Raw genomic sequence first — 22,259 nt, 5'->3', positions numbered from 1 at the left:
TCCGCCCAGCTGCTCCGCGCTCGGTTGCGTCACTCGCCGCCGGGGCGCGGAGGCGGCTGCGGGGCCCCGGCGGGCGGGGCGATCCGGGCGTACGTTCCGGTGGGCGCCGCGCCGTCGTCCGGGGCGGTGTCCGTGGCCCTGGCGTGTACGCCGAGCGCGGCGTCGCGCTTGGCGCCCGGGTCCCAGCCCGTCTCCACGACCCGCTTCTGCATCACGATCGCACCGGCCAGCAGGACCGCCCCGACCAGCAGCATCAGCACGATCGCACCCCCGCCGCCGACCTTGGCGACGTTGCCGACGATCGAGCCGAACCAGCCGAAGTCCGCGTCGCCGAAGGTGGTGTTCTCCTTGCCGAAGGCGCCCAGCACCTTGAGCAGCAGCGCGGGCAGGAAGGTGATCAGGACGCCGTTGAGGAACGCGCCGACGACCGCACCGCGCCGCCCGCCCGTCGCGTTGCCGTAGACCCCGGCCGCGCCGCCGGTGAAGAAGTGCGGGACCAGACCCGGCAGGACGAGGGCGAGGCCGAAGGCCGGGTTGAAGACCCAGGTGAGCAGTCCGAGGCTGATCAGCCCGCCGATGAAGCTGGAGATGAAGCCGATCAGCACGGCGTTCTGGGCGTACGGGAAGACGATCGGCGCGTCCAGCGAGGGGACGGCGCCGGGGACCAGCTTGTTGGCGATGCCCTGGAAGGCGGGGACGAGCTCGCCCAGGATCGTACGGACGCCGAAGAGGATGACGGCGACGGCGATGCCGAACTGGAGGCCCTGCATCACGGACTTCATCAGGTAGTTGCCGAGGTCGGCGGCCGCGGCGCCGTCGCCGAAGGCCTTGAAGGCGACGTCCTCGCCGACCTTCACCAGGAAGACGATGGCCATGATCATGTAGATGAGGACCATGGACAGCGCGGTGGCGACCATCGAGTCGCGCAGGAAGCGCAGGCCCTCGGGGAGGTTCATCTCCTCGGTGCTGCGGCTGCGCCTGCCGACGAGCTGTCCCGCCGCGCCCGCCGTGATGTATCCGGCGGTGCCGAAGTGGCCGATGGCAACGCTGTTGTTGCCGGTGACGCGTTTGGTCCAGGGGTGCGCGAAGGCAGGCATCGCAACCAGCAGGATGCCGAGCAGCACACCTCCGACGATCACCACGGCGACCGAGCCCTGTCCCGCGGTGGCGAGGACCATGGTCAACAGGGTTGCCATGAACAGCATGTGATGCCCGGTCAGGAACACGTACCGCAGCGGGGTGAAGCGCGCGAGCAGCAGACTGACCGCGAAGCCCACGATCATCAGCCAGGCGACCCTGGCCCCGAACTGGGCCTGCGCGATGCCGACGATGGCCTCGTTGGTCGGGATGACGCCGTGCGCGCCGGTCGATCCCTGGATCATCTCGCCCAGCGGGGCGAGGGAGTTGACGACGAGACCGGCTCCGGCCCCGATCAGCAGGAAGCCCAGCGTCGCCTTGATGGCGCCGCCCACGACTTGCCCCGCGGACTTGCGCAGGGCGATCAGGCCGACGGCGGTGATGATGCCGATGAGGTAGGCGGGTTGGCTGAGGATCTCGTTGACGAGGAACTTCGCGAAGGAAACGAGCCAGTCCATGTGCGGGGCCTCCGGGCGGGGGACGAGCGGGCGGTACGTGATCCGACGACGGGGCGGATCGGGCGTCGTGGCGGATCAGACGTCGTGGCGGATCACACGTCGTGGCGGATCAGACGTCGTAGGTGTCGCGGAGCACGGCGTCGACCTCGGTGGTGGAGGTGAAGTCCTCCACCACCCGCACCGGCACGCCCACGTCGCCGAGCGTCCGGGCGATCTCGCGCGAGGTGAGGATGGCGACCGCCTCGGACGCTTTGCCCTTCGCTGAGATGGTGTCGGTCGCCTCGACGGTGACGTACTTCGACCACTTCCAGCGGTCCAGGACCTGTTCCAGGGTGTTCTTGAGGAAGAGACTGGTGCCGACGCCGTTGCCGCAGACCGTGAGGATCTTGTGCACGGCGGGCCCCGCGGGGGCCTGCTTCGCCGGGGTGCGTACGTCCTGCGGTCCGGCGAGCACGGCGTGCAGTGCCCGGGGCGTCGGCGCTTCCCGCAGGGCCCGTGCGGTCCCGGGGTCGGACAGCAGCCGGGCCAGGGAGGCCATCGCGGCGGTGTGTGCGGCGGCGTCCTCGGCTGCCAGTGCGACCACCAGGTTCACCGGGTCGTTGCTCTCGTGCCCGAACTCCACCGGCTCGGCGAGCCGCAGCCAGGACATTCCGGTGCGCAGCACGGCGGGCGAAGGGCGGGCGTGCGCGAGGGCGAACCCGGGCGCGATCACGATGTACGGACCGTTCTCCTCCACGTTCCGGACCATCTCCGCGGTGTAGTCCGCGGTGGTGACTCCGGTGGCGACGAGGAGTTCGCCCGCGTCCCGGACGGCTTCCTTCCAGTCCGCCGCGAGAACGTCGAGTCGTACCGCTTCCGACGGAAGTAGATCACTCAGTGCCGACATGGGTCCGATATTTGCACAGTCGTGAACGTGCGGCGCGGCCAGAGCACGTGGGTAGAGAAAGAAGGCACTCGCTCCGCCACCACGAAGATCACCGAGCCCGAGGAGGGCCACCCGTGCGAAGTGTGGGAGTGGAAGAAGAACTTCTGCTGGTCGACAGCGAAGGGACCCCGAGGGCGGTGTCCGGGGTCGTCCTGGCCGCCCTGCCGGACGGATCCACGCTGGAGAAGGAGCTGCACCGGGAACAGCTGGAGATCGCCACCCGGCCGAGGACCACCATCGAGGGGCTGGCCGCCGAGGTGCGCCGCTGGCGCGGGGAGGCCGCTGCCGGGGCGCGGCGGGCGGGCGCCGAACTCGCGGCCCTGGCCACGTCCCCGCTGCCGGTCGACCCGTCCATCAACTCGGGCGACCGCTACCGCAGGCTGGAGGAGGAATTCGGGCTGACCGCGCTGGAGCAGCTGACCTGCGGCTGCCACGTGCACGTCTCGGTGGACTCCGACGACGAGGGCGTGGCCGTGCTCGACCGGATACAGCCGTGGCTCCCCGCGCTGCTCGCCCTGAGCGCCAACTCGCCGTTCTGGCAGGGCAGGGACACCCGGTACGGCTCGTACCGCAGCCGGGTGTGGGGGCGGTGGCCGTCCACCGGGGCCACCGAACAGTTCGGGTCCGCCGAGAACTACCACCGGCAGGTGCAGGGCATGCTCGCGACCGGGACCCTGCTCGACGAGGGGATGATCTACTTCGACGCCCGGCTGTCGCGCCACTACCCCACCGTCGAGGTCCGGGTGCCGGACGTGTGCCTGGAGGCGGACGACACGGTACTGATCGCGGCGCTGGTCCGTGCCCTGGTAGAGACGGCCGCCCGGGACTGGGCCACGGGCGGCACGCCCGACCGCACGGGAGTGGGCTTGTTACGGCTGGCCTCCTGGCGCGCCGCCCGCTCCGGCCTGTGCGGCGAGCTGGTCGACCCGCGCACCCTGACGCCGGCCCCGGCCGAGACCGTCGTACGGGCGCTGCTCGCGCACGTGGCGGAGGCGCTGCGGGACAGCGGGGACATGGACCTCGCCAAGGAACACCTGGAGGTGCTGCTGGCCCGGGGCAACGGGGCGCACGTGCAGCGGGAACTGCTGAGGAGGACGGGGGACCTGCGGGCGGTGGTGGAGGAGTGCGCGCGCAGGACGGTGGGATGAGGGACGCTCACCGCGGGGACGGGCCGAGGACCGGCCGGTGGGACGGGCCGAGGACCGGCCGGTGGGGCGGGTGCGACCGAGGCGCGGAGGGTGGCCGGGACATGGGGAGTGGCCGAGGCGCGGGAAGTGGCTGAAGCGTGGGAAGTGGCCGGTGCGTGGAAAGTGGCCGGTGCCGCGGGCGCAGCCACCGGCCCGCGGCGGGTGACCGGCCCATCGCGGGTGGACGGCCCGTCGCGCGTGGGTGGCCCGTCGCCCCCCGTGTGCCACCGCCTGACCTGGTGCTCTTCGGCACGCCCGGGGCTCGTAGAGTGCGGGGATGCCCAGCAGCACCAGCAACACCCGCACCAGCGCCCCCGCCGCCACCCTCACCCGCACCGGCGTCCGCGCCCGCCTCGTCCACGCTCCCTGGACCGTGGTCGTCGTCTGGGTGCTGACCCGGCTGTGGCTGGTGCCCGCCGCGCTCAAGCTCCCGCCGCTCGACGGCGACGGCTCGCTCGATCCCTCGGTGGACAAGGTGTACCGGGGCTGGTTCGACGTCCTCTCCTCGGGCACGTTCCCCGCGCACGACGTGAGCTGGCAGTATCCGCCGGGCGCCGCCCTGCCGATCCTGGCGCCCGGGGCGCTGCCCTCGCTGGACTACGGGGCCGCGTTCATCGTGACGGCCGCGCTGGCCGACGCCCTGGTGATGGCGGGGCTGCTGTGGCTGGCCGTGCGGCGCGGGCGTTCCCTCGCCGGGGCGTGGCTGTGGACCGTGGCGCTGGCGGTGCTGTCGACGATGCCGTGGAACCGGTTCGACCTCCAGGTGACGGCGGTGGCGATGGCCGCGCTGGCCGTCGCCGCGTCGCAGCGGGCCTGGGCGGACCGGGTGTTCGGCGCCCTGGTGGCGCTCGGCGCCCTGATCAAGGTGTGGCCCGTGCTGCTCCTCGTGGGCACCGAGCGGGGCCGCCGCACCCGTACGGCCTGGCTGTCGGCGGCCGTCGCCGCGGTCGTGCTCCTCGGGGTCTTCGCGCTGGCGATGCCGCACGCGCTCTCCTTCCTCACCGCGCAGAAGTCGCGCGGCATCCAGATCGAGTCGGTGGGTGCGCTGCCGTTCCACGTGGCCCGGCACCTCGGCTGGAGCGGGACGTGGAAGGCGAAGGACGGGTCGCACGAGTTCGTCGGCCCCGGAGTGGAGACCGTGTCGCTGGTGATGCAGTGCCTGACCGTGCTGGCGCTCGGCTGGCTGCTGTACTGGCGGCTGAGGTCGCGGCGCAGCGCGCCGTGGCTGCTTCCGGACGCAGCACTGACCGCCGTACTGCTGTTCGTGGTGACCAGCAGGGTGATCAGCCCGCAGTACCTGGTGTGGCTGGTGGGGCTGGCAGCCGTCTGTCTGCTGCGGCGGGAGACCTCGCAGCGGCCGGTGGCGGTACTGATCCTCGCGGCCTGCCTCTTCACCACTCTCGGATTCCCTTTGCTGTACCGGGAGTTGAGGGACGACTCCGACCCGCTGGCGATCGCCAACCTCTTCGTGCGGGATCTGCTGCTCATCGCGGCGGCAGCCCTGTCCGCCGTACGGCTGTGGCGTGCGGGACGGGTGGAGCAGGTGGGGCAGTAGCCTCCGCACCGTCCCGCGCCGGTCCCGCACCGTCCCACGAGGGCCTTCGGCATATGCCAGGGTCACCACCGGATCGAGTGTTGCCAAACGCCTTACGGGCCCCCTCTCCCTGTGCCAGAGTCTTAACGGTCGACTTCCACCGTCCGTGCAATTGCACCGCACCCAGCAGTACGCACCACGGACCACCGGACCCGCCGCACCGAAGACCGACAGACCGTCCCGGCCGCGCCTGTAAACGGAGTACGCCATGCCGTCCCCCCTGTTCGCGGACCGCTCCGCGCCGCAGCCTCCCGAGCGGGGCATGGTCGACGCACTGATCACGCAGACCCGCCGGCTGCGCGGCGACGTGGACGCCGTCCGGCGGGACGCGCCGCTCGACGAGACCGACGACGCCCAAGTGCGCTGGGAGCGCGCCCTGTGCGATCTGGCGGTCCATCAACTCGACGATCTGGGCGCCCACTTGGGGCAGCTCAAGGACGGACTGCCGTCCACCCCCGTCGAGCCGGCAGCCGCCCTGCCCGCCCCCGCCGCTTTCCCCGGCAGCGGACGGGGCTCGCTACTCACCCGGGTCGGCAGCGCGGAGTGGAACCTGCTCACCGACGAGGTCAGCTGGTCCGACGAGCTGTACGAGATCTTCGGACGGGCCCCCGGCAGCGGCCCGCTCTCGCTGGACGAGCTGCCGTCCATGCTGCTCGCCGAGGACCAGTACCTGCTCACCGCGATGGTGACCGACTGCCTGGTCGACGGGAAGCCCATCGACGGCGAGTTCCGGATCGCGCGGGCCGGTGACGGCGCGGTGCGCACCCTGCACATGATGGGCGAGCCCGTCCTCGACCCCGACGGCTGCACCGCCTCGATGTGGGCCGTGCTGCGCGACGTCAGCGCACTGCGCCGCACCCAGCGCGCCGTCCGGGAGAACCGGGACACGCTGGAGCTGCACCGCCACCTCGTCCGCGCCGAGCGCAAGGTGGCGGTGCAGCTCCAGGAGGCCGTCCTGCCGTCGTGGCGCGGCGCGGCCCCCCTTCCGGCCGGCGGCGCGCTCGACCTCGCCGCGTACTACCTGCCCTCCGCCAGCGGCGAACTGGTCGGCGGGGACTGGTACGACGCGATGGAACTGGCCGACGGCCAGTCACTGCTGACCGTCGGCGGACTGACCGGTCACGGTGTGAGCGCCACCTCCTCCATGGCGATGCTGCTCGGCGCGCTGCGCGGCATGGCCCTCGCCGGGGTGCGCCCCGGCGCGCTGATGGGCCATCTCAACCAGCTGCTCGGCACGTCCTCCGCGCAGCCCTCGCTGGGCAGCGCGGTCTGCTGCCAGTACGACCCGGAAACCCGCCTCCTCACCTGGGCACAGGCCGGACACCCGGCCCCGCTGCTGTTCCGCGACGGCAGGGGCCGCCCGCTGACCCCGCCGCGGGGCGTACTGCTCGGCGCGACCACGGGCACGGCGTACGAGCAGGCAGAAGTGACCCTGCGCGAGGGCGACCTGCTGCTCCTGCACACCGAAGGGCTGTCGCGGCGCAGTGCCACGGACGAGGAGAGCCGGAGCAGGCTGCTGTCCCTCGCCCCCCGGTTCGCCGACGCCCTCAGCGCGCGCGAATGCGTACGGCTGGTGCTGGAGGAGTTCGGCGAGACGGAGCGCGAGGACGACGCCTGCGTACTGATCGCCGGAATCGGCGAGCGCCCCGCCCGCTAGACCGCCGCCCCCCTGGCTCCGCCCGCCTTCTTCGGCATCACCCGCTCCAGGTCCCGGCGCAGGTCCTCGATCATCGGGTAGTTCGCGTACTGCGCCGTGAGCCGGTACATGCTGCGCAGCCGGTCCCAGGTGCGGTGCGAGGAGGTCTCCCCCATGGAGCTGAGGGCCAGCCGGGCGTACCTGGCGGCCTGGTCGGGGTCGTTACCGATGAAGCAGGCCGAGGCCATCGAGATGTGGTCGAAGAGCTTGGAACGCTGACGCCCCTCGGGCCGCAGCTGCAGGGCGAGCCTGGCGTGCCGCTGGGCGGTCACCGCCGCGGCCGGCTCGTGCTCGGCGAGCGTACGGAACGCGAGGGCCTGCATGCCGTGCAGATCCGCCTCGTCGAACATCTGCATCCAACTCGGCGGCGGTACGTCGCCGTTGTCGGAGACGAACAGCTCCTCGGCCTCGCCGAGGGTGCGCCGCATCGCCTGTCCCTGGCCCATGGAGGCCTGCGCCCAGGCCTCGATGGTGTGGAGCATGGCACGGGTGCGCGGCAGGGTCTGTTCGCCGGATCCCGACTTGGCGAGCTTCATCAGGTCGAGTGCGTCGTCGGGCTTGCCGAGGTGCACCATCTGCCGGGCCGCCCGGGAGAGCGCTTCGCCGGCGCGCGGCCGGTCGCCGCCCTCACGGGCCGCGTGGGCGGCGATGACGAAGTACTTCTGGGCGGTGGGTTCCAGGCCGACGTCGTGCGACATCCAGCCGGCCAGCACCGCCAGGTTGGCGGCGACCCCCCACAACCGCCGTTGCAGATGGGCGGGTTGACGGTAGGAGAGCATGCCGCCCACCTCGTTGAGCTGGCCGACGACCGCCTTGCGCTGGAGGCCGCCGCCGCGTGAGGCGTCCCAGGCGCGGAAGACGTCGACCGAGCGCTCAAGTGCGTCGATCTCCTGCGACCCGACGGGGGCCGCTTCGTAGAGGTCGTACCCGGCGCGTTCCACGTGCAGGGGTTCGTTGACGCGCGGCCCGTCGGCCGCGAGAGTCGGATCGGAGTGCAGCCAGTCGTGCATGGCGCTGGTCAGTGCGGAGCCGGCGGCGAGCGCGGCGCCCGCGCCCACCAGGCCGCGTCGGTTGAGCATGAGGTCCATTCCCGTGAATTCGGAGAGGATCTCGGCCAGTTGCTCGGACGTCCACGGCACGCCGTCGGGGTGGTCGGTCTTTCCCGTGGCCCGGCGTCGTCCCGTGCGGCCAGTGCGAGTGAACCCGAGGTCCTCGATGGTCACGACACGGCCGAGCCGCTCGGTGAACAGAGCCTCCAGCACCTTGGGCACCGGATCGCGGGGGGACTCCCCCATGTCGATCCAGCGTCGTACCCGCGAAGTGTCGGTGGCCAGTTGCGGATGGCCCATGGCCGCCGCCTTCCGGTTCACCATTCTCGCGAGTTCGCCCTTGGACCACCCGGTCAGGCCGAACAGGTCGTTCAGGCGGGTGTTGGGTTCTCCGGTCACGTCAAGCCCCCAGGTTCTCGGCTGACTTGACACTAACCCCGCCGCGATATGCGTCGCGACTATTCGCCAGGGTTCGCCAGGGTGCGCCAGATGGTGTGCCACCCGCAGCCGGGTCTTAGGTAAGAGAGCGCCACCCCGGCCCGGCAGCCGGCACGTACTCCCCAGGGTGCGGACCGTCCGCCGGGGCGGGCGGCGCACGCAACTCGTCGGCGCACGAAGGGACCTGTACCGCCCATGTACACAGCATCTTCCTCCGTGTCCGCCCCGCCCCGGCCGCACCGCCCGCTGGTGACGGGCAGCGGACCCTATCTCGACCCGCACCACGCCGCAGCGGCGGGCACCGGTCGGGCACGGCGTGCGGCAGGGCCCGGAACCCAACCGCTCAGCGGGAGACTCGACTTGTCCGGCCCCCAGGGCGCGCAGCTGCGGTCCGCTCTCGCATCGGTGCACCGGATCTGCCCGGAGTTCAACCCGGTGCAGGTGCTGCGCCGCAGCGGACGCTCCGTGCTACTCGTCGGCACAGTCGGCCGTACGACCGCGGTCGCGAAGTGTTTACTCGACCACTCCGACCAGTGGACCGAGCGGTTCAGGCACGAGATAGCTGCCTATCGCGCCTTCGTCCGGCACCGCCCACCGGTGCGGGTCCCGCGGCTGATCGCCGCGGATCCCGACAACTGCACACTGGTGATCGAGCGGATGCCGGGCCGGGTGGCGGCCCTGACGCGGCACCCGGCAGAGGCTCCCCCCCGTGCCGACGTCAGGGCCGCCCTCGGCGCGATCGACAAGCTGAACCACTGGCGGCCGCCGGCCGAGATGTTCGGCCAGCCCCTCAACTACGGCAAGCGGCTCACCGACTTCCACGCACTGGGCCTGTTCACCGACCGTGACCTGGGCGACCTGCAGAAGCTGCTGCACGGCATCTCCCGGTCCTCGCTCCCCTGGCAGTTCTGTCACGGCGACGCCCTGCTCTCCAACGTTCTCCTGTCGCCGGCCGGTCCAGTGCTGGTCGACTGGGAACACGCGGGCTGGTATCTGCCGGGGTACGACCTGGCAACCCTGTGGATGATCCTCGGCGACGCCTCTCCGGTGGCCCGCCGGCAGATCAGCCAGCTCGCCCAGGCGGCGGGCACCGCGGCCCGCGATGCCTTCCTGGTCAACCTGATGCTCGTCACGACGCGCGAAGTGAGGTCGTACGAGTCGAAGGTGCAGCGCACCATGCGGGAGTCCCCGCCTGGCGGCACCCTGGGCAGCTCCGGGATCTCTCCCGGCGAGGAGCAGCGGCTGCTGCTGCGGCGGCTGCACGACGACTGCGCGCTGGCCCGCCGGGCGGTGCGTGCGGCGGTGGGCACCCGCTGAGGCGGCGTGCGGGCCGCGGGCACGGTGGTGGAGGGGAAGGGCGAAGGGCAGTGCCTGGGCGCGGGCACTGCCCTTCGCCCTGTCGCCCGAACAGGTGGCGCACTACCGGCAGCTGCCGTCTCCCCCGGGTGACCCCAACTCACCTGCGGGAGACGGCAGTTCTGTGGTTCAGGGGGCCTCTTTCGTACTACGCCACGCGACGCGTCCGGTCCGGACCTGCGCCGTCCGAGCGGTCCGGGTGGGCATCATGAGCGGTTCTGCCGACCCGGCCCCGTTCGCTCCCGGAGGACGCCTTGCACCTTCCCGCGTGCCTTTCCGCCACCAGGACGGGGGGCGTCGCGGCGTCCGCCACGCTCCTGCTGTCGTCGCTCGTTCCGCTCGCCACGTCGGCCCATGCCGCCCGCACTCCGGCCGCCGGCCTCCAGGAGCCGCCGCCCGGTGCGCTGCAGCAGGACTTCGCCGCGGCGGCCGCCCGGTACCGGGTGCCGCCGAGCGTGCTGCTGGGGGTCTCCTACCTCCAGTCCCGGTGGGACGCGCACGGCGGCGCGCCCAGCGTGACCGGTGGGTACGGCCCGATGCACCTCACCGACGGGGCCGCGGACGCCTCCGAACTCCCTTACGGAACAGGGACATTGACGCGGGCCGCCACCCTCACCGGGCTGCCCGCCGAGCAGCTGCGCAACGATCCGGCGGCCAACGTACGGGGCGGCGCCGCCCTGCTCGCCGCCGCCCAGCAGGAGCTGGGCCGGGCTCCGGGCGCGGACCCGGCCGACTGGTACGGGGCGGTGCAGCGGTACTCCGGCGCGGACGACCCGGCAGCCGCGCGGGCGTACGCCGACGAGGTGTACGCGGTGATCAGGGCGGGCCAGCAGCGCACGACGGACAGCGGCCAGTGGGTCACCCTGCCCGCCGTGCCCGACGCGACCCCTGTACCCGCTGCACCCGCTGTACCCGCCGTACCCGCGTCCGAGCCCGCCGCCGCACCCACCAGCACTCCCGCGCCCACCGCCACTCCGGCGCCCGCCGCCTCTGCCCCGGCCGCCGTTCCCGCCCCGGCCCGTACCACTGCGCACCCCGACTCCGTCGAGTGTCCCGTCACCGTGTCCTGCGAGTGGATTCCCGCCCCGTACAAGAAACTTGAGGGCGCCGATGACGACGACTACGGCAACCACGACCTGGCCGACCGCGGCAGCGACAGCAGCATCGACTACATCGTCGTCCACGACACCGAGGGCTCCTGGAAGACCAGCGTCGGCCTCGTCCAGAAGCCGGACTACGTGTCCTGGCAGTACACGCTGCGCTCGTCGGACGGGCACATCGCGCAGCACGTACCGCTGAAGGACGTGGCCTGGCACGCGGGCAACTGGTACACCAACGCCAAGTCGATCGGCCTGGAGCACGAGGGCTTCCTCACCGCGCCGGACGCCTGGTACACGGAGGCGATGTACCGGGCGTCGGCCCGTCTCGTACGTCATCTCGCCGCGAAGTACGGCATCCCGCTGGACCGGCTGCACGTCATCGGCCACGACAACGTGCCCGGCGCGGTCCCGGACGCGGTGCGCGGCATGCACACCGACCCCGGTCCTTACTGGGACTGGGCGCACTACTTCGAGCTGCTGGGCAGCCCGATCGTGCCGACGGCCGGACCCCGCAGCGCGGCGGTCACCGTACGCCCGGACTACGAGGCGCACCGGCCGCCGTACACCGGCTGCGGGAAGAAGCCCGCCGAGCCGTGCCCCGCGCACGCGTCGGGCGCGGTCCGCCTGCACACCGCTCCCGACCCGGCCGCTCCGCTGGTCAAGGACATCGGCCGGCGCCCCGGCGGCGAGGACTCGACGACCGGCGTCAACGACACGGGGGCGCGGGCTTCGACCGGCCAGAGCTATGCGGTGGCGGAGCGGCGCGGGGACTGGACGGCGATCTGGTACCTCGGTCAGAAGGCCTGGTTCCAGAATCCGGCCGGGGAACCGACGGCCGTGAACGTACGGGCCCGGCTGCTCACCCCGCGCGCGGGCCTGCGCGAGGTCCCGGTCTACGGCAGGGCCTACCCGGAGGCGTCCGCGTACCCGGCGGGGGTGCCCGTCCAGCCGGTCGTCCCGCTGGCGTACCGGATTCCGGCGGGCCAGCGGTACGTCGTCGGACAGCGGACGGCGGGCGAGTACTTCTACGCGAAGGAGTACGGGAAGCCGGGACGCGTGGTCCGGGGCAAGGAGATCTACTACGAGATCCAGTACGGCCACCGGATCGGATACGTGAAGGCGTCCGACGTGACCCTGGTGGGGACGTGACCCTGGTGGAACGGGCCGCCGACAGCAGGGTCAGCCCTGGAACATCTCCGCGGGGAGCGGCTTCAGCAGCGCGTACAGGTCGTCGGTGATAGGCCGGTCCCAACTGGCGATCGTGACGAGGACGTTGTCGCTGCGGTCGAACTGCACACAGGAGATCCGGCTCTCGGAGAGCTTGAGGCGGCGCACGATCAGCAGGTTGTCGCCCTGCATGACGGGGACGTCCTCGGTGCTGACGACCTCGACCTCTTCGTCGTTCTCCAGCCCGAGGAGCAACTGGGCCACCTCGAAGGGAACCTGGCCCTCGACGAGCTCACGGGCCGGGGACCCTTCGGGCAGGTTGCCGATGATCATCGCGGGGCCGCGCCCGCCGAACAGGTCGTACCGGAGGAAGACGCCCTGGCAGCTGCCGTCGGGGGCGGGCAGCAGCCCGGCCCCGAGATTGCCCGGCCAGTCGCCCGGGTCCATGGCGAGGACGTCGAATTCCGGGCCCGCGGGCGTGGCGGAGGGGCGGCGGCGGAGAAAGGACATGCGGACATGGTACGTGGCCGGAACCAGCGGTGGAAAAGCGGCCGGACCCTTGCCCTCGCCTTTGCCGACCCCTTGCCCGGCCCTTGCCCGCGCCCTACCGCCGTGGCGGTCCCGGCTGGATCCGGTGCCCCTCACCGGCCACCGCGCGGACGAGCAGGTCGGCCAGCTCGGCCGGGCACGAGAGCATCGGATAGTGGCCGGTGTCGAGGTCGAAGAAGGTGACGTCGGGACCGGCCAGCTCCTGGAAGCGGGGTTCGCCGGTGGCGACGAGCGCTTCGACGGCGGCGATCGACACCTGGCCCGTCCGGGTGCAGAGGATGCCGGTGACGGGAGGGCGCGGACCGTCGGCCGACAGCCGGATCGGCTTGGTGAGGGTGGCGTACGGCTGGGGTGCGGCGAGCTGTTCCAGGCGCTTGCGGGCGTCTTCGGGGACTCCGTCGAGCGAGCCCCACAGGAGGGTTTCCGACAGGGGCGGCGGCGGGAGCCGCCAGCCGTCGTGGTCCGCCGCCCGGCGGGCCACGGCCTCGCGCCAGGCGGGGTCGGGGACCCCGTCGAGGACGGATTCGCCCTCGACGGGGAGCGGGGCGTCGACGCAGACGACCCGCGCGACCTGCCCGGACCGCCGGACGGCGGCGCCGACGGTGGGGTGGACGCCGTAGCTGTGGCCGACGAGGACGAGGGGACCGCCGGTGTCGTCGAGGTGGTCGAGGTGGTCGATGGCCTGGACGACGTCCTCGATGTGGGTGTCCAAGTCCGTTGCGGGGGTGGCGAGATGGCGGCGGTCGCCGAGTCCGGTGAGGGTGAGCGGGTGGGCCTCGTGCCCCAGGCGGCGGAGGACGGCGACGGTTTCATGCCAGAGCCAGCCGCCGGTGTAACCGCCGTGGACGAGGAGGAAACGGGCCATGGTGGGCTCCTTCGCGAGGTGACCGCGGATGTGCACCGGGATCGGCCCGGTCATGGCCTCCATTCTCGCGCGCACGCCGCCAACTGACGGGGTGCGTGCGGGTTCCTGGGGCCGCAAGGTCTTAGGCGACCGTGAGCACGATCTTGCCCTGGATGTGGCCTCGGGCGGCGCGTTCGTGCGCGGCTCGGGCATCCGCGAGCGCGAACGTGCTGTCGATCGCGACGCGGACGGTGCCGGCGTCGAGCAGGCGTCCCAGCTCGGCGAGCTGCGCACCGTTCGAGCGGACCTGTGCGGTCGAGACCGTGATGCCCAGCTTCTCGGTCTCCCCTTCGATGAATTGGCCGGGGAACACCGGGAAGAGGGCGCCGCCGCGCTTGAGCGTACGCAGCAGGCGGCTGCTGCCGGGGCCGCCGACGGTGTCGAGAACGAGGTCGACGTCGCGCACGAGTTCCTCGGGACGGCTCTTGGTGTAGTCGATGAACCGGTCGGCGCCGAGCTCGCGCAGGAACGATGCGTGCGCGCCCGATGCCACCGCGACGACGCGCGCCCCCTGCCATTTCGCCAGCTGCAGCGCGAAGTGCCCCACGCCGCCCGCGGCGCCGTTGACGAGCACCGTCGTGTCGGCGTCGAGTGCCGTCGGGCGATGCCGGGTCTCCTGGAAGGGCGAGGGGCGATCGTGTCCGAGCTCGATCAGGAACTGCCAGGCGGTGAGAGCGGCCATGGGCGCCCCTGCGGCGTGCACATGGTCGATGCCGGCCGGCTTGCGTGCGAGGTCCGAAGCGGGCGCGGCCACGTACTCGGCGTAGGCGCTGCCGTCGAAGCTGGGAAAACGCAGCAGCCCGAAGACCTCGTCGCCCACGGCGAAGCCGTCCACGTCCGCACCGACGGCCTCGACGACGCCCGACACGTCCGTCCCTGGAATCACCGGCAGGCTCACCGTCGACTCCGGCTCCCCAGGCACCCTGGTCAGTCCGCCGCGCAGGTACCAGTCCGGAGGATTGACACCGGCCGCGTGCACGCGGACGAGCACCTCGCCCGGCCCCGGCTCGGGAATCGGCACCTTGTCCTCACGCAGCACTTCGGGGCCGCCGTACTCGTGGAGCCGGACTGCCCTCATCGTGTGTGTCGGCATCGATTTCCCCTGTCCTCACTGCGGGATAGACTTATCCGGATCGGCGATCCAGATAAACGGACCACTGATCCGAATATATGGACCACTGATCCGGACAGTCAAGAGGGACAGATGCGGGCCGACGCCAGGAAGAACCGCGACCACCTGCTCGCCGTAGCGGGCACCGCCATCACCGAGCAGGGCGTCGACGTGTCCCTGCGCGACATCGCGCGCAGGGCCGAGGTCGGGCTCGCGACGCTGCTGCGGCACTTCCCGACGCGCGAGGCACTGCTCGAAGCCCTGCTCCGCACGAGTTTCGACGAACTGACGGCGAGGGCGGGCGAGTTCGAGGCATCGAGCTCACCCGCGGACGCTCTCGTCTCATGGCTGCGCGACTGCGTCGCGTGGACCACCGAGTACCGAGGCGTGACCGCACTGATGGCCGCCGCCATCGAGGACACCGAATCCGCACTCCACGCTTCGTGCGTCACCCTGCGCGCAGCCGGTGCGCGACTCCTCGCCCGCGCCCAGGCATCAGGCGCGGCACGGAGCGACATCGACGGCGCCGACCTGTTCGCGCTGGTGGCCATGCTCGCCTGGCTCGGCGATCAGCCCTCGCTCGCACCACGCGCCGATCGTCTCTTCGAGGTCGTCGCGAGCGCGGTTCTGACGAGCGCGGGGAGCGGCCGCGCCGAGGGGGAACACGCCCCGGGGGCCCGCAGCTGAATCGGCCGGACGCCGCACGCACGGGTCGACAGCCTTCACTTTTTCCTCACATGATCGCTGCCGTCGCACCGCGCGAACCACATCTGTCCAGCCATCTCCACGACGGGGGACGAACCTCCTTTTCCGCCCCGCCCCGGTCCGCCCCAGGAGGGGCATCGACGGCCACCGGGCGACCGGGCGGGAGGCTGCCACGGGTGAGGAACATTCGGGGCGATCCCACCTCTCCAGGACCACCGCCGGATCCCGCAGGTCCGCTTAACTTTCACCGACTGTCCGGATTGCCCGCCTTCTCGGTCCGGCGCCCCACCCCGATCCACGCCTTCCCCGCGCACAGTTCCGGCCATTAGCGCGGAGCCCTCCCGGGGCGACCCGGCGGCACGGCATGACCCGAAGCGATCACGCGCCCACGCTCCGTACAGCAGCATGGCCTGCACGCCACCCCGGACGGCGGCGTTCCGGGGGACGGAAGGATCCAGCCGCACGGGCCGGGCCCCGGAAGGACGGGGGAAGACGGCGGGCCCGACCCCCTTCTAGTCTCCGGCCCCATGCGCATCACAGAACTGAGACGTCTCGGTCTCGCGACAGTCCTCGCACTCGCACTCGCCCTGCTCGGCCTGGGGCAGCCCGCCAGTGCCGACACCCCCGATCTGACGTTCAGCTCCGACCAGGCCTCAGTGGCCCCTGGCTCCACCGTCAACCTGACGATGACCCTCACCAACAACCAGGCCACCGACATCTGGTTCGTCTACCAGACGGTCCAGCCGACCTGGCCCACCACCCAGCGCACCGACCTCAAGTACGCCTTCACCTCGTGCACTTCGGAGGGCGTCAGCTGCACCGGAACCGGCACCGGCAACCTCGGCGTGAACTACGCGATCCCGCTCGCCCCCGGCGCCTCCCGCACCGTGACGCTCGCCGTCCAGATAGCCGCCGACTCCGGCTGCAACGGCAAGATCGGCTTCTACTCGTACCTCTACTACGAGTACAACAACGGCCAGACCGTGAAGGACGGCATCTTCAACACCCCCGAGACCACGATCGCCTGCGCCACCCCCGCACAGAGCTGACCCGCCCTGCCGCTCCACCCGATCCACCCGCTCCGCCCGTTCCACCCCGTCCGCCCGTCCGGCCCGCCCGTCGGCCGGAGGGCATTCCCCTGACGACCGGTCGACCTCCCTCCCCCGAGGTCGGCCGGTCTTGCGCGTGGCCGGAAGAAGCGCATTGGATCAACCGAACATTGGACTACTCCAATGGATGTTTACGAAGCGTGCGTAGTGGATCACTGAAAGCGTCTGCCGCCCTTTCCCGCCTGCCCGGATGACCCCTTCGAGCCTCCCGAAGGGGTCATCGGCCGTGGCCCCCCACGGTCCTCCCGGACCCCTTTCCCTCCGCCTCGACGCTTCGGATGGCACCTGCATTTTTTCGTCATCTTTCACATCAGCCACACAAGTTGAGCACTCAGGCAGGAACATGTGTCGCATCAGAGCACGGCGGTGCCACCCTCGTCCCAGGGGCGTCACCGCCGCGTGAGGGGTGGGGGGCCGCCCGGCGACAGTGCCGCGCGGTCCCGTTCGGGAGGGAAGCACACCGCATGAAGCGGATCAGACGTCATCGCGCACTCGGCGCCGGCGTGCTCGTACTGGCGCTCGGCTTACCCGCGGCGCCCGCGTTCGGACTACCGGCGGCGGCCGGTCCACCCACGCCCGCGGCGGCCGAGCAGGCGCCGCGCATCGATCTGCGCGTCCTGGTGGTCAGCGACGGCGGTCCCGCGACCGCCGCCATCGCAGCCGAACTCCGCGCCGCGGGAACGCCGTTCACCCTCGTCGACCTCACCCGGGCGGGGCGTCCGGTGATCGACGCCGCCTTCCTCGCCGACACCGTGGACGGACGGCCCCGGGCCAAGTACCAGGCGGTCGTACTGCCGAACGACAACCCGTTCCCGGCGGGTTCGGGCGAGCTCGCCGCGCTCGTCAGGTACGAGAAGCTCTACGCGGTGCCCCAGGTCAACGCGTACACCTACGCCCGCCCCCAGGTGGGTCTCCGGACACCCGCCTACAGCGGTTCCCTGGACGGCGTACGGGCCCAGGTGACGGCCGCCGGGCGCGGCGGGCCCTTCGGCTACCTCGAAGGGGCGGTCCCGTTCGAGGACAACTCCCCCACGGTGGGCGAGAGTTACGCGTTCCTCGCCGAGCCGGCCCCCGGGGCCGACTTCACCCCCTACGTCGAGGCGCCGGTCCCCGGCTCCACCGGCACGGGCAGCCTCGTCGGCGAGTACCGGCACGACGGCCGCCGCGAGCTGGTCGTCACCTTCGCGTACAACCAGTACCAGCAGCAGTTCCGGCTGCTGGCCCGCGGCATCGTCGACTGGATGACGCAGAACGTCCGCCTCGGTGCGGCCCGCAACTACTTCGCCGTGCACATCGACGACGTCTTCGCCGCCGACGACCGCTGGGACTCGAAGCTCAACTGCACCCCGGGCGACGTGGACTGCCCGCCGGGGCAGGGGGAGTCCAACCCGATCCGGATGACCCCGGACGACGTCCAGCACGCCGCCGACTGGTCAAAGTCCCGCGGCTTCACCCTGGACCTCGCCTACAACGGCGGCGGCAGCGTCGAGCACCGTGAGAACAACAGCGGTGCGGACCCCCTCGCCGACTCCTTCGGCGCGAAGCGCGACGAGTTCCGCTGGATCAACCACACCTACGACCACCCCTACCTCGGGTGCGAGCAGGACGTCTCCAGCGTCCCGTGGAAGTGCGCGAAGAACCCGGACGGCTCGATCCGGTACGTCGGCCAGGCCGAGATATCCCGCCAGATAGCCGACAACCGGCAGTGGGCGGCGACCCAGCAACTCCCCGTATCCAACGACGAGTTGGTGACCGGCGAGCACTCCGGTCTGAAGCTCTCGCCGCAGCAGCCCGAGGACAACCCGAACCTCGTCCCGGCCCTCGCCGCGAACGGCATCGGCTGGCTCGGCTCGGACAGTTCCCGCGAACCGCAGCAGCGCACGGTGGGCCCGGCCCGTACGGTCTCCCGCCACCCGATCAACATCTTCTACAACGCGGGCCGGGTCGCCGAGCAGGTCGACGAGTACAACTGGATCTACACCAGCCGCGCCCAGGGCGGCAGCGGCCTCTGCGAGGACCTCCCCTCGACCACTTGCCTGCCAGGGCCGCTCGACGCGGCCACCGGGTACGCGCAGCACATCGTGCCGCAGGAGATCAGCACCGCGATGAGCCACGTGCTGGGCAACGATCCGCGCCCGCACTTCATCCACCAGTCCAACCTCGCCGAGGACCGCATCGCCTACCCCGTCCTGGACGGCACGATCCAGGGGTACGACGCCCTGCACACGGCGTCCGCGCCCCTGGTGAACCTGCGGATGCGCGACATCGGCGCGGAGCTGCGCGACCGGGCCGCCTGGGCAGCCGCCCTGGACGCCGGACAGGTCACCGCGTACCGCATCGGCAGCGCCGTGACGGTGCGGTCCCCGGCCGGTGTGCGGGCCACCGCCACCATGCCCGCCGGCACCCGCCGGGTCCTCGCCTCCGGCACCGACGCCTTCGGGCAGCCGTACGCCGGGACGGTCTCCGGATGGGTGGCTCCGGACGGCGGGCAGAGCGACGTGACGTTGTCGCTGGCCGCGCCGGAGGTCCCCGCAGCCGTCGCCCCGAAGGGGAGCACCGCCCCCGCACCGCAGCAGACCGCACCGCAGGAGAGCACACCGCAGCAGACCGCACCGCGCACCCCGGTTCCGCCGGGCGTCGCACGGCCGGTGCCGTACCGCAGTCAGCGCTGATCCCGGCCACGCACCACCGAGGGGCACGAGGGGCCGGCCGCGACGCGGCGGCCGGCACGCTCCCCCCTTCTCTTCCGCACCCTTCTTGCCGTGGAGCGCATCAATGCTCGATCCACACCGCGCACCGCACCCCGGTGCTGTGCGGGTCACCCTCCTCACCGAAGGCACCTATCCGCACAGTCACGGCGGAGTGAGTGTCTGGTGCGACCAGCTGGTCACCGGAATGCCGGACCTCGCGTTCGACGTCATCGCGGTCACCGGCACCGGCCGCGAACCCCTCGCCTGGGAGCTTCCCGCGCACGTCCGGGAGCCCGTCTCGGTACCCATGTGGGGCCCCGCGCCCGGCGGTTCGGCGCCGCGCGGCCGTCGGCTGCGACGGCTCCTGGCGGCGTACGAACAGTTCCTCACCGCACTGCTCGACCCGGGTTCCGAGGACGGTTTCGGGCCCGCCCTGTACGAACTGGCGCACGCGGCCCGGGACGGGGCGCTCAGCCCCGCACTGCGCGGCGACGCCGCGATCCGGGTGCTCACCGACGTGTGGAACCGGCCGGGGCTGCCGGTCCGGGAGGCCGGGCCCACCGTGCACGACGCGGTGACCGCCACCGGGCTCCTGGAGCACGCGCTCAGACCCCTGGCCGCCCGGCCGCCCGAGTCGGGCGTCTCGCACGCGGTGAGCGGCGGGGTCGCGGTGCTGCCGGGGCTCGCCGGGCTCCAACTGCACGGCGTACCCCTGCTGTTGACCGAGCACGGGGTGTATCTGCGCGAGCGCTACCTCGGCTACCGGACGGCGCCGTACCGGTGGCCGGTGAAGGCGGTGCTGCTCGGCTTCTTCCGGCTGCTCGCGGAGGAGACGTACCGGCGGGCCGCCCTGATCACCCCGGGCAACAGGTACAACCGGCTCTGGGAGGAACAGGGCGGCGCCGCACCGGAGTTGATCCGCACCGTCTACAACGGCGTCGACCCGGCGGCCTTCCCGCACGCAGGCCCCGAACCCGCCGGGCCGACGCTCAGCTGGGCGGGCCGGGTCGACCCGATCAAGGACCTGGAGACGCTGATCCGGGCGTTCGCCGAGGTGCGCGCCCAGCTCCCGGCGGCGAAACTCCGGCTGTTCGGCGGTACGCCGCGCGGCGGCGAGGCGTACCGGGAGCGCTGCGAGGAGCTGGCGGCGTCCCTCGGACAGGGCGACGCGGTCACCTTCGAGGGCCGTGTGGAGGACATCAAGGACGCCTACGCGGCGGGCAACGTGGTGATGCTGTCCAGCATCAGCGAGGGTTTTCCGTTCACCCTGATCGAGGCCATGTCGTGCGGGCGGGCCACGGTCTCCACCGATGTGGGCGGGGTGCGCGAGGCGGTCGGCGACGCCGGGCTCGTGGTGCCGCCGCGCGACCCGTCCGCGATGGCCGCCGCGGCGCTGGAGCTGCTGCGCGATCCGCAGCGGCGGGCGGGCATGGGCGAGGCGGCGCGGCTGCGGGTGATCGAGCAGTTCACGCTGCGGCAGACCGTGGAGACCTTCCGGGCGATCTACGTCGATCTGGCGTCGTCCGGCGCGACCACCGCCCCACGTACGACCGGACAGTTCGCAGCAGTGGTCAACGACCCTGCGCAGACTGTGCAGTTGAGGCAGGTGGCCGGATGAGCGGCCCGATCTCCCTGGAGCCAGGACGGGGCAAGGAGGACACCCTCACGCTGCGGCTGGCCTCCTCGGTGACGATGGCGCTGCGGCTGCCGCGCATCGGTGCCGGGCGGCGGGTGCGCGGCGACGACGCGGTGGACTCTCTCGCGGCGCAGCTCGCCGACCGGATCGGGCCCGCCGTGCACGCGTACGAGGTGGCCGCCCTGCTGGAGTCCGAGGGCCTCACAGCGGACGCGATCAAGGAGAAGTACGGGCACCGGAACCTGTTCTCGCTGGCCGAGGACCTGTACACCCGGGTGCCGCGCAGCTTCCCCGAGCCGCCGTCCGCCGCCGACCCGTGGGCGCCCGACCATGTGCGGTGCGCGCTGCGCGGGGCGCTGTTCGGGCTGCCCGGACTCGCCTACCCGCTGACCTCCGGGCTCTGGTACGCGGACGGGGCGGTGCTCGCGCTGGTCGTGGCGGGCCTGCTGTCCTGGGCGTGGAGCCAGGGGCTCGCCCACCGGGCGTACCTGCGGCTCGCTTCGGGACGGTACGAGGCCGGGCGGACCCTGCTGTACGGGGCTCCGGCGGGCGCGCTGCTGGCGGCGGGGGCGGGCACGGCACTCGTGGGTCCCGGGCCCGCCGCCCTGTTCACGGTGTGGCAGTCGGTCTATCTCGCGGCGGCGAGCGTGCTCCTCGTGTTCGCCCGTGAGCGGCTGCTGCTCGGCACGCTGGTGCCGCTGGTCGTGGGGGCCGCGCTGTTGCCGTGGACGGATCCCGGACCGTGGCTGCGGGCCGGACTGCCGTTGCTGACAGGGCTGTTGGTGGTGGCCGCCGCCTGGTACGCGATCCGTACGGCGCTCAAGGAGGCTCCTGTGGCGGGCGCGGTCCGGCCCGGTGTGCGGGCCTCGCTTCCGTACGGGCTGTTCGGCCTGAGTGCGGGGGTGCTGGTGATGTTCGCCGGGCTGCGGCATCCGTACGCCGTCGTGGCGCTCACCCTCAGCATGGGCCCCGCCGAGTGGCTGCTCTACCGCTACCGGGGGCGCTGCGTGGCGGCGCTGCGGGGGACGGCGACGCCTGCCGGGTTCCGGCTGCGGTCATCGGCGGTGCTGGGCGGGTGTCTGCTCGGCTATCTGCTGCCGCTGGTTCCGGCGGCGCTGCTGACCGGGGCGGAGGTCGCGCCGCTGCTCGCTCTGGGGGCGGTGCTGTGGACGGCGCTGCTGCTGCAGGCGTTCGGCATCGCCTGGCTGCCCGCGGCGATCTGCGCCACGGCTGCGGCCGGGGTCGCGGGGGCGGGCGTGGTCACGCACCTCCTGGCGGGCACGGCCGGAATCGCGGGCAGGGCCGCGGTCACGAGCGCGACGCTGCCGGTCCCGCCACCGGGTCCGCTCGTACCCCTGCTGTGCTGCGGCGCCGCCGCCGTGGCCCTGCTGGTCTGTTGCGTCACTCTGCTCGGCCGGCCGACGGCGCACGCCTGAGGCGGCGCGTTC

16 protein-coding genes are annotated in these 22,259 nt (G+C 72.2%); 10 read left to right on the top strand and 6 right to left on the bottom strand.

The genetic code is table 11. The annotated features are described in order from the left end of the window. Nucleotides 1-29 precede the first annotated feature (29 nt). Both ACH4SP_RS27185 and ACH4SP_RS27180 read right to left on the bottom strand, forming a co-directional pair. Nucleotides 30-1,595, bottom strand: coding sequence for a PTS ascorbate transporter subunit IIC (locus ACH4SP_RS27185; protein ID WP_398418308.1), 1,566 nt, complete (start codon nucleotides 1,593-1,595; stop codon nucleotides 30-32). A 109-nt stretch (nucleotides 1,596-1,704) separates the two neighbouring features. After that, nucleotides 1,705-2,481, bottom strand: coding sequence for a PTS sugar transporter subunit IIA (locus ACH4SP_RS27180; protein ID WP_398418307.1), 777 nt, complete (start codon nucleotides 2,479-2,481; stop codon nucleotides 1,705-1,707). Between the two features lie 113 nt (nucleotides 2,482-2,594). Between ACH4SP_RS27180 and ACH4SP_RS27175 the strand changes: the two genes are divergently transcribed. The 3 genes from ACH4SP_RS27175 (at nucleotide 2,595) to ACH4SP_RS27165 (ending at nucleotide 6,958) form a co-directional block, all read left to right on the top strand. Further along, a complete protein-coding gene (locus tag ACH4SP_RS27175; protein ID WP_398418305.1) occupies nucleotides 2,595-3,668 on the top strand; it encodes a glutamate--cysteine ligase in 1,074 nt (357 codons plus the stop codon). 316 nt (nucleotides 3,669-3,984) lie between these two features. After that, complete coding sequence (locus ACH4SP_RS27170; protein WP_398418303.1) at nucleotides 3,985-5,262, top strand: glycosyltransferase 87 family protein; 1,278 nt, start codon at nucleotides 3,985-3,987, stop codon at nucleotides 5,260-5,262. 247 nt (nucleotides 5,263-5,509) lie between these two features. Then, nucleotides 5,510-6,958 (top strand): PP2C family protein-serine/threonine phosphatase, encoded by a 1,449-nt coding sequence (locus ACH4SP_RS27165; protein ID WP_398418301.1) that lies wholly within the window; start codon nucleotides 5,510-5,512, stop codon nucleotides 6,956-6,958. Here the strand turns inward: ACH4SP_RS27165 and ACH4SP_RS27160 are convergent. Continuing rightward, complete coding sequence (locus tag ACH4SP_RS27160) at nucleotides 6,955-8,445, bottom strand: hypothetical protein (RefSeq protein ID WP_398418300.1); 1,491 nt, start codon at nucleotides 8,443-8,445, stop codon at nucleotides 6,955-6,957. The two genes, ACH4SP_RS27165 and ACH4SP_RS27160, sit on opposite strands and share 4 nt — an antisense overlap. Nucleotides 8,446-8,679: 234 nt before the next feature. Here ACH4SP_RS27160 and ACH4SP_RS27155 point away from each other — a divergent pair, with 234 nt between their 5' ends. Together ACH4SP_RS27155 and ACH4SP_RS27150 are read left to right on the top strand one after the other, a co-directional pair. Next, a complete protein-coding gene (locus ACH4SP_RS27155; RefSeq protein ID WP_398418298.1) occupies nucleotides 8,680-9,801 on the top strand; it encodes an aminoglycoside phosphotransferase family protein in 1,122 nt (373 codons plus the stop codon). A gap of 293 nt (nucleotides 9,802-10,094) precedes the next feature. Next, on the top strand, nucleotides 10,095-12,089 hold the full coding sequence (locus ACH4SP_RS27150) for an N-acetylmuramoyl-L-alanine amidase (RefSeq protein ID WP_398418296.1): 1,995 nt from the start codon (nucleotides 10,095-10,097) through the stop codon (nucleotides 12,087-12,089). Between the two features lie 30 nt (nucleotides 12,090-12,119). On the opposite strand, the gene ACH4SP_RS27145 is transcribed toward ACH4SP_RS27150, so the two are convergent. The 3 genes from ACH4SP_RS27145 to ACH4SP_RS27135 form a co-directional block, all read right to left on the bottom strand. Beyond that, nucleotides 12,120-12,617 (bottom strand): hypothetical protein, encoded by a 498-nt coding sequence (locus ACH4SP_RS27145; RefSeq protein ID WP_398418294.1) that lies wholly within the window; start codon nucleotides 12,615-12,617, stop codon nucleotides 12,120-12,122. Nucleotides 12,618-12,711: 94 nt separating this feature from the next. After that, a complete protein-coding gene (locus ACH4SP_RS27140; RefSeq protein WP_398418292.1) occupies nucleotides 12,712-13,575 on the bottom strand; it encodes an alpha/beta fold hydrolase in 864 nt (287 codons plus the stop codon). Nucleotides 13,576-13,642: 67 nt separating this feature from the next. Then, entirely contained in the window at nucleotides 13,643-14,653 is a 1,011-nt protein-coding gene (locus ACH4SP_RS27135; RefSeq protein WP_398418290.1) for an NADP-dependent oxidoreductase, read from the bottom strand. A gap of 111 nt (nucleotides 14,654-14,764) precedes the next feature. On the opposite strand from ACH4SP_RS27135, the gene ACH4SP_RS27130 reads away from it, so the two are divergent. The 5 genes from ACH4SP_RS27130 to ACH4SP_RS27110 all read left to right on the top strand — a co-directional run bounded on the left by ACH4SP_RS27130 (nucleotide 14,765) and on the right by ACH4SP_RS27110 (nucleotide 22,247). Further along, on the top strand, nucleotides 14,765-15,358 hold the full coding sequence (locus ACH4SP_RS27130) for a TetR/AcrR family transcriptional regulator (RefSeq protein WP_398418289.1): 594 nt from the start codon (nucleotides 14,765-14,767) through the stop codon (nucleotides 15,356-15,358). Nucleotides 15,359-15,903: 545 nt separating this feature from the next. Next, nucleotides 15,904-16,425, top strand: a complete 522-nt coding sequence (locus tag ACH4SP_RS27125; protein ID WP_398418288.1) for a hypothetical protein — start codon at nucleotides 15,904-15,906, stop codon at nucleotides 16,423-16,425. A gap of 524 nt (nucleotides 16,426-16,949) precedes the next feature. Next, nucleotides 16,950-19,157, top strand: coding sequence for a hypothetical protein (locus ACH4SP_RS27120; protein ID WP_398418286.1), 2,208 nt, complete (start codon nucleotides 16,950-16,952; stop codon nucleotides 19,155-19,157). A gap of 103 nt (nucleotides 19,158-19,260) precedes the next feature. Then, complete coding sequence (gene pelF / locus ACH4SP_RS27115; RefSeq protein ID WP_398418284.1) at nucleotides 19,261-20,793, top strand: GT4 family glycosyltransferase PelF; 1,533 nt, start codon at nucleotides 19,261-19,263, stop codon at nucleotides 20,791-20,793. Then, entirely contained in the window at nucleotides 20,790-22,247 is a 1,458-nt protein-coding gene (locus tag ACH4SP_RS27110; protein ID WP_398418282.1) for a hypothetical protein, read from the top strand. Before pelF ends, ACH4SP_RS27110 begins: the two co-directional genes overlap by 4 nt. Nucleotides 22,248-22,259 lie beyond the last annotated feature (12 nt).

The organism is Streptomyces sp. NPDC021093 (assembly GCF_044333135.1).
Classification (GTDB): Bacteria; Actinomycetota; Actinomycetes; order Streptomycetales; family Streptomycetaceae; genus Streptomyces.
Note: the sequence above shows the minus strand (reverse complement) of the source record. Positions and strands in the feature narration are given on the sequence as shown.

Coding starts and splice junctions, on each gene's coding strand:
- ACH4SP_RS27185 (WP_398418308.1), bottom strand. CDS start 1,595: ATGGACTGGCTCGTTTCCTTCGCGAAGTTCCTCGTCAACGAGATCCTC.
- ACH4SP_RS27180 (WP_398418307.1), bottom strand. CDS start 2,481: ATGTCGGCACTGAGTGATCTACTTCCGTCGGAAGCGGTACGACTCGAC.
- ACH4SP_RS27170 (WP_398418303.1), top strand. CDS start 3,985: ATGCCCAGCAGCACCAGCAACACCCGCACCAGCGCCCCCGCCGCCACC.
- ACH4SP_RS27165 (WP_398418301.1), top strand. CDS start 5,510: ATGCCGTCCCCCCTGTTCGCGGACCGCTCCGCGCCGCAGCCTCCCGAG.
- ACH4SP_RS27155 (WP_398418298.1), top strand. CDS start 8,680: ATGTACACAGCATCTTCCTCCGTGTCCGCCCCGCCCCGGCCGCACCGC.
- ACH4SP_RS27145 (WP_398418294.1), bottom strand. CDS start 12,617: ATGTCCTTTCTCCGCCGCCGCCCCTCCGCCACGCCCGCGGGCCCGGAA.
- ACH4SP_RS27140 (WP_398418292.1), bottom strand. CDS start 13,575: ATGACCGGGCCGATCCCGGTGCACATCCGCGGTCACCTCGCGAAGGAG.
- ACH4SP_RS27135 (WP_398418290.1), bottom strand. CDS start 14,653: ATGCCGACACACACGATGAGGGCAGTCCGGCTCCACGAGTACGGCGGC.
- ACH4SP_RS27130 (WP_398418289.1), top strand. CDS start 14,765: ATGCGGGCCGACGCCAGGAAGAACCGCGACCACCTGCTCGCCGTAGCG.
- ACH4SP_RS27125 (WP_398418288.1), top strand. CDS start 15,904: ATGCGCATCACAGAACTGAGACGTCTCGGTCTCGCGACAGTCCTCGCA.
- ACH4SP_RS27120 (WP_398418286.1), top strand. CDS start 16,950: ATGAAGCGGATCAGACGTCATCGCGCACTCGGCGCCGGCGTGCTCGTA.
- pelF (WP_398418284.1), top strand. CDS start 19,261: ATGCTCGATCCACACCGCGCACCGCACCCCGGTGCTGTGCGGGTCACC.
- ACH4SP_RS27110 (WP_398418282.1), top strand. CDS start 20,790: ATGAGCGGCCCGATCTCCCTGGAGCCAGGACGGGGCAAGGAGGACACC.